Source organism: Prosthecobacter sp., from assembly GCF_044373815.1.
Classification (GTDB): Bacteria; Verrucomicrobiota; Verrucomicrobiia; order Verrucomicrobiales; family Verrucomicrobiaceae; genus Prosthecobacter.
Genome location: NZ_JBIPNG010000361.1, coordinates 1 through 6,873 on the forward strand (window position 1 = coordinate 1; position 6,873 = coordinate 6,873).

Genomic DNA, 6,873 nt, shown 5'->3' on the forward strand with positions numbered 1-6,873 from the left:
CAAACTCGACAAATCCACATCTGGCGAAAAAGGCGTCAAAATCATCCTTCGCCTCGACGACACCCCCATCACGGAATCTATCACTCTGAATGTGCAGGATCTGCCGTTGTCAGAGGCCATCCGTTACGTCACCGAGCTCACGCAAACCAAATACAGAGTCGAAGAAAACTCCGTACTCATCGTCCCCCTCTTGGCAGAATTCGAAACTGAGCTGCACAGCCGCACCTTCAAAGTACCGCCAGATTTCCTCTCCTCCTGCGACTCTTCCTACAGTTCCAATGCCGCATCTAAAGATCCTTTTGCCCCGGATGACCCCAAGGCGAAAGCCTCGTTCAATCCCCTCACAGCCAGGCATGCACTCGAATCGGCAGGCGTTCGTTTTTCCAAAGGCGCCAGCGCCAGTTTCTATCGCCACACCAGTCAGCTCACCGTCACCAACACCCAGCCCAATCTCGATCTCGTCGAAGGCCTCATCGATGCCGTCCATCGCCAAGCCCCCGTAAATGTCGCCTTCACCCTCACCGTCATCGAAGGCCCCGCCGAACTCATCCGTCAGGCCAATGCCACAGCTTCAGTACCTGCGGACGCTTCCAAGGAACTCACCACCCTGCTCGCCCAGGCGCAAAAGCCCGGCTCCAACGTTCGCGTCATCAGCGATGCCTTTCTTGAAACCAAGTCCGGCGTTCGCTCCACTGTCGCCACCTTGCATGAGCATACGCCTCCCCAGGCATCCCCCCTCGGTGCAGTCGCCCCCACCATATCCATTCCCTCTAAGCCCCGCAAAAACGGCCTTCAGCTCGCCATCGAGCCCATCGTCAGCACCGATGGCAGCACCATCAAAGCCTCGCTGAATCTGACTCTCGGCGCATCTCCTCCTTCCACTCAGCAGCAGGCTGCTGAATCAACCCCGCCTGGGGATCTCGCATCCGCCTCTCCCAGCGCAGATGTTTCAAACATCCATCTCAATATCGATGCCGTCCTCCAAGACGGCGAGACCAGCCTCATCAGCGTCACCAGCCCTTTTGACACCCAGCACGAAAAGGCAGCCACCCTCTGCGCTGTGTTTCTCACCGCCAAACTCCGCACGGTCGAAGCCCTCCCGCCACTGCAGCCGCAGCCAGCCCCCCGCACTTCCATGCCCTCCGGCATGACCTTCTTCGCACTCCATGCACCGGATGGTTTGTTCGATGAAGTGTTGTCGCTCGCTCCGCCATCTGCTCTGAAGCCTTGGCTTGCGGAAAGAGGCATCACCTTCCCTTCCGGCTCATCCATTGAGCAACACGGCGACCAGTTGTGGCTCGTCAACACCCCCGCCAACATCTCCAACATAGCATCGGTCGTCGATCAGTTGCTCAGATACTCCGGCAAGTTCATCGCCTGCACCCTGCATACCCTGGAGGCACCTGCGCCTATCTTGCGCGATCTCGCGCGTCACTCCATCGCCTCAGCAGATGACTCCGCCATGTTCACCGCAGTCGAGGCCGCCGTCGCACGTGGGGAGGCCAGCTACATCGATTCCGCTTTCCTTCCCGTCTTCTCCGATTCCTTTGCCACCCGCCAGTCCGCCCGTGAACAAACCTGGGTGGACGACTCCGGCATCAAACACCAGAACAGCCGCAGCTTCAATTTCACCCCGCGTACCGTCGGCTCTATCTTAAACATCACAGCCACAATCGGCACTGACAACCACTCCGTGGAAGTGACCTACGAGCACGAGTTGCATCCCGCCTCGCAGCACTCGGCGGGGACTCCAGCCCCAGGCTTTCACTACCACAAGACCTCCACCACCAGCACCTTCACTGATGGCAGCATCAATCTCATCTCCCTCACCCCTCCCCCGGGTCCTGCGCAGTCCGGCAAACTCTGGGCCACTTTTCTGAAATGCGACGTTGTTCCAATCCTGATCAAGCAGCCCAAACTTTCTTCACCTCAGCCCCTAGCATCGTCTTCACCACAGCCTGAGAAAATGATTGTGAAATATTTCACATTTGAAGACTTGCTGTCGGACGGGCAAGCCCCACCTGCTCCGGCTGATGGCGCGAATCCTTTTTCATCCGCCTCTCCTCCATCAGGAGCCATTACGCTGGTGCTGGCCACCACAGAATCCCGCGAAAAGAGTCTCCAGCAATCATTCGAATCATGCGGTGCGGAGTTTCCCCCAGGTTCCTATGTCCGGATGCTGGAGCAATCTCGCGGTTTCATCGTTCGCAATACTCCCGCAAACTTGGCCAAAATACCATTCGGCAAGATCACGCCCAGCTCCGCCGTCATCACCACCCACATGTTCCAGGCCCCCGGCCTGCTGCTGCGTCAGCTCACTGCTCATGCCGCCCGAAAAACAAATCACCGCGCCGAACTCAACCAGCTCCTCGCCGCCGTCAAAGCCGGAGAAGCCACCTCCCTCGTCACCGCCCGTTTCGAGGCAGTGTCAGGCGTCTTCTCCACCCTCAAGCAAGGCGCGGATCACTCCGCCCTGACCCAAGCAATCTTCACCAAAGACGCGACACCCGAATTCGTCTCCGAACACCGCAATGTCGGTCTCAGAATTGAGCTCACCCCCACCATCGCAGCAGATGGAAAACACATCGATCTCACCATCGCAGCCGAATTCGACACAGCGCCCCCTCTCGAACACCGCGAGCACGCCTTCGATGCACAGGGCCTTCCCATCGAGTTCACACTCACCGACTATTTCATCTCCAAGCTCAAAACTCAAATCACGATCTCGCCTGGCTCCGCCCGCCTCCTCTCCCTCTACAAACCCACCGGCAAAACCGAGTTCGAAAAAGACGACATCCTCCAGGCCATCTTCATCACCTGCGACCTCCTTCGCTCAGGCGAGTAGCCACACACAGCACAGACAAGGCTGCGCCCTCAAGACGGTCAAACATCGTCAAGCCCCTCACACTCCCGCTTCGCCCCGTATTCCCGCAAACAAATACCACTTTATACCACCAATCAACCACCGCAGTTCCGTGCGTTCAGCGGCTCAATTTCCGCCCTTATCCGCGTCCTCCAAATCTCTCGCTCTTTAAAATCATCCCACACTGCCTCTGGCCATTCCTTTGCTCACCATTCCTTTGCCAAAAACAGACGCCACCTTTCGCTCACACATCCACTCAACGCTTCACGCTCTCTGATCCGGCATCCGTGCATTCCGTGCAATCCGTGGTTCAAATCTGAACCACTCTAAATTCTCCAAATCTATCGCGACCCAGCATCCATCACTCCATCACTTTTTTGTTTCTATATGCGCCTCTTTGCGACCACCCCTCAGGCATCCCAATCACTCCTCAAACTCCGTATAATGCCGCCGCCGTGGCGGCTCCGTCACCATCGCCTTCTGCTTCCAGAACGTGGCCAGATGCAGATCCTTCTCACAGCCCACACCTTCCAAGTAACATTGGGAGATGCTCTTCATCGCCTCCACCACGCCCTCCTCAGCCGCAGCCTTGATCGCCGCAAAACCCGTCCTGCGCTCCTTCGTCGTCTGCCCGTGATTCAGCAGCACCATGCCCGCCAGATTCTTGGCAGGCGGAAATTTCTCCACCGCACGTGAGAGCGTGTCATACACATCCTGCCACAGCGCCGGATCCTGCTCCGCTTTGCGCCACAGCAGATGCGCAGCCAGATACGCCTCCAGCGGATGCTTGGACCGGCTCATAAACGCCAGCACCAGCGCCCCCGCCTTCTCAATGTCCTGCGTCACGCCTTGTCCCTGAAACAACGCCTCGGCATAGTAGAAGCGCGCATCACGCCGCTTCCCCGCCTCGAAGGCCTTCTGGTAAAGCGCAAAACTCCGCGCCGCACTGCGCTGGCAGCCATAGCCCGCCGCATACAGATGCCCTTCCAGCAGCATCGCAGACACACTGCCATGCTCCGCAAACTGGTGCACCTGCTCCGCCCACGCCGCATCCAGCCACTTGCCACTCATGAACAACTGCCGTGCCATGCGGTCACACAGCTTGTCCGCAAACGGCTGCCAGAAAGTGTCCTGCGGGAATTCATACATCGCGTTCATCAGCACCGTGAGCGCCGGCTTGAAGTCCTCCGTCGCCTCCAGCCCCCGCATCTGCTCCAGAATCTCCAGCCGCGCTTCATCCACCTGCTCCTCATGCGTGAAAGCCGGCTTCAGCTCGCGCAACGACGCAGCGCTCACAAACTGCTCCTTCGCCGGCAGCAGTTCAGTCACCTCAATGCGGTCGCTCGCATCCGTGATCCTCCAATGGTCCGCCACATCGCGCTGTACTTGGCAAACCAGCACACCCTTCCCCCGCGCAATCCGTTCACCACGCTGCACTTCAAATTGAAACGGCTGGGTCACCTTGATCAAATCAAACGTCTCCAGCTCCGCCTGCGCTCCCGCCACCACGCCGATGCGCCGCAGCGGCCAGCGGTCCCGCATTTCCTCCTCCTGGCGCAGCAGCACTTCCATCGGCGGATGATCCAGCGTGAAAAACGTCCCCTGCCCCGCCGCCACATGCTCCAGCAGCCTGGCCACAGAAACCTCGTTCCATGACCGCACATACGCCGCCACACGGTCCAGCGCCCCCTGCTTGGCTGAGAGCTTCGCCGCAGCACGCTTGTCTCCGGTCATCCGCGCTTTTTTAAAAGCAGCCAGCGCCAGCTTGATGTCAGGCTTCGTGCCGTTGCCATACTCGTAGCGTTCCCCCAGCGGCATCCAGGCAGAAGTCTCCCCGAGTTTCGCCGCCAGTTGCAGCTGCTGGAAAGCACCCTCCGTGTACCGCGCCGGATTCTCCTCGTTATCCACCACAGTCACAAAATCACGCAGCGCCTCACGCCGTCCGCCCTCGACCGCCTTTTGCAGCAACACCACCACTTCCTCTCCAAACGTGCCCGAAGCCCGCAGAGCCAGCGCCAGCCGATGCATCGCCACCAGATTCCCCTTCTCCGCCAGCGGCATCAGCATCTGTGCCGCCAGTTGCGGAGCCCCGGCACGAATGAGGTCCTCGCACGCCCGAACCGTCGCCTCCGGCGCAAGAGCAGGTGCAACCACCGGCGGCAGCACCACATCGGGTTTCGCCGCTGAGAGCTGATCCAGATGATGCGGCCAGTAAACAATGCCCGCGATCATCGCTCCACAGACAAGCAATCCCACCAGCACTAGCTTGGAAGATTCCCCCTCCTCCTCCTCATTCTCATCCGCCGGCAGCGGCGTTTCCACCATCGCTTCCACCGTCAGAGCTGGCAGGCTGGCAGCTTGAGTCGGCACGGGTGCCTCGTTTTCCGGTGGTGGAGCAGCCTCTAAAATCACCTCACCCACCCGCTGTCCGGCGCGCGGCTTCAAGGTGATCGGCTTCAGCAAATACTCCCGCCGGCTCGGGCGCGGCCCTGCTGCTGCCCCTTCGGCTCCCACACCAGATTCCCCCTCGCCCCCTTTCTTCAACGGCACCTCCGCTTCCCCCTCAGCGAGATCCACATCAAACACCTCGCCGCCAATCCCAAACTTGAACGGCACATTCACTTCCAGTTCGCTCGAAGTCACACCATTCACCGAGAACTGCGCCGCCGCATACACCCCGATGATCTGAAAAGTCCGCTCTCCCGTCCTGTACAGCACGCAGTGCCTTGGCAGGATGCCCACCCCTTCAAACGTCACATCGCAGTCAGGTCCGCAGCCAAGCGTCAGCGACGCATGCAGCGGACACGAAATCCGGTGCTCGCCATCTAGATTACTCAATGTCAGAACCATCAGGGCCATCCATGCAGTATGCTAAACAACTGTTTAGCGTCGAGTCAGCATTGCATAAAAGAACCTAGGACATCCTTACTTTCCAGCCCCCAGTTCCTGATAGTAACGCTTCACCAGATCACGGAACTCAGCCGGCACCGGATCACGATCCACCGGCGCCAAGTTCTTGCCCGCATCCTTCTTCGAAAGCTCCTCCACCACACGATCCCGCAGCTCCATCAGCGGCTGCGTGATTCGCGTATTCAGGTTGGCGACCTGCGGTGCCTCATTGCTCCGTTTGAGTTCAATGCGCAGCGCACGCGCACGATCCTGCACCTTCGCCGCCTCATTGCGCAGTTCAGGGTTGTTAAGAAGCTCCTCCACGTTGCGCAGCCGGTCGCTCCATTGCTCGTAGCCGTTGCCGGTAAAGACCCCGCTGTCAGGCTGCTCCTTGCTGTCGTCAAAGAACAGCGCCTCAGGCACAGCCCCTCCATTGATCTGCGGACGCCGACGGTCATTGTCCGAATCACGATCTCCCGTGATGCCAAGCCCCATGTTGGAATCCGCCGTCTGCGTCTGTGCCTGTCCCCTGCCCTGCCCACGTCCTTGATTCTTCCCTTCGCCAGGTTGTTGTCCCTGACCAGGTTGCTGCCCACGGCCCGGCTGCTGCCCATTTTCCGCCGTCTGCGGTTCGCCCTGCCCTTGGCCCATCCCCTTGCCTTGCCCATCTTTCCCCGGTTGCTGCCCGGGTTGATTCCCCTTGGGCTGCTGCGCTGAAGCCTGCTGCCCCTGGCCTTCTCCTTCGCCTTTGCCATCAGGTCCAGGTTGCTGTCCGCCCTGCCCCTTCTCGCCTGGCTGCATGCCTTGCCCTGGCTTCTGCCCATTTTCAGCAGTCTGCGCGTCTTTGCCTTCACCCTGGCCCGCTTTGCCTTCCTTGCCTTGTCCAGGCTTCGGCTCCCCTTCGCCAGGCTTCTGACCTGCTCCAGCCATCTTCGGATCCTGCGGCTGGCCCTCGCCATCCTTGCCTTGTCCATCTTTTCCAGGCTGCTGACCTTCCCCGGCCATCTTCGGTTCCTTCCCCTGACCTTGGCCATCCTTGCCCGGCTCCTGCCCTTGCTCTTCTTTCCCAGGCTGCTCGCCAGCACCCGGCTTCTCACCTTTCTCAGCAGTTTGGCCATCCT

At 59.6% G+C, this 6,873-nt stretch carries 1 protein-coding gene and 2 pseudogenes; 1 reads left to right on the top strand and 2 read right to left on the bottom strand.

Annotated features, from left to right (window positions below; translation table 11 throughout):
* Positions 1 to 2,845 (top strand): annotated as a pseudogene (locus tag ACIREA_RS23125) (hypothetical protein); the annotation flags it as partial.
* A gap of 441 nt (positions 2,846 to 3,286) precedes the next feature.
* Here the strand turns inward: ACIREA_RS23125 and ACIREA_RS23130 are convergent.
* Positions 3,287 to 5,701 (bottom strand): hypothetical protein, encoded by a 2,415-nt coding sequence (locus ACIREA_RS23130; protein ID WP_397384710.1) that lies wholly within the window; start codon positions 5,699 to 5,701, stop codon positions 3,287 to 3,289.
* 87 nt (positions 5,702 to 5,788) lie between these two features.
* Positions 5,789 to 6,873: pseudogene (locus ACIREA_RS23135) on the bottom strand (hypothetical protein); the annotation flags it as partial.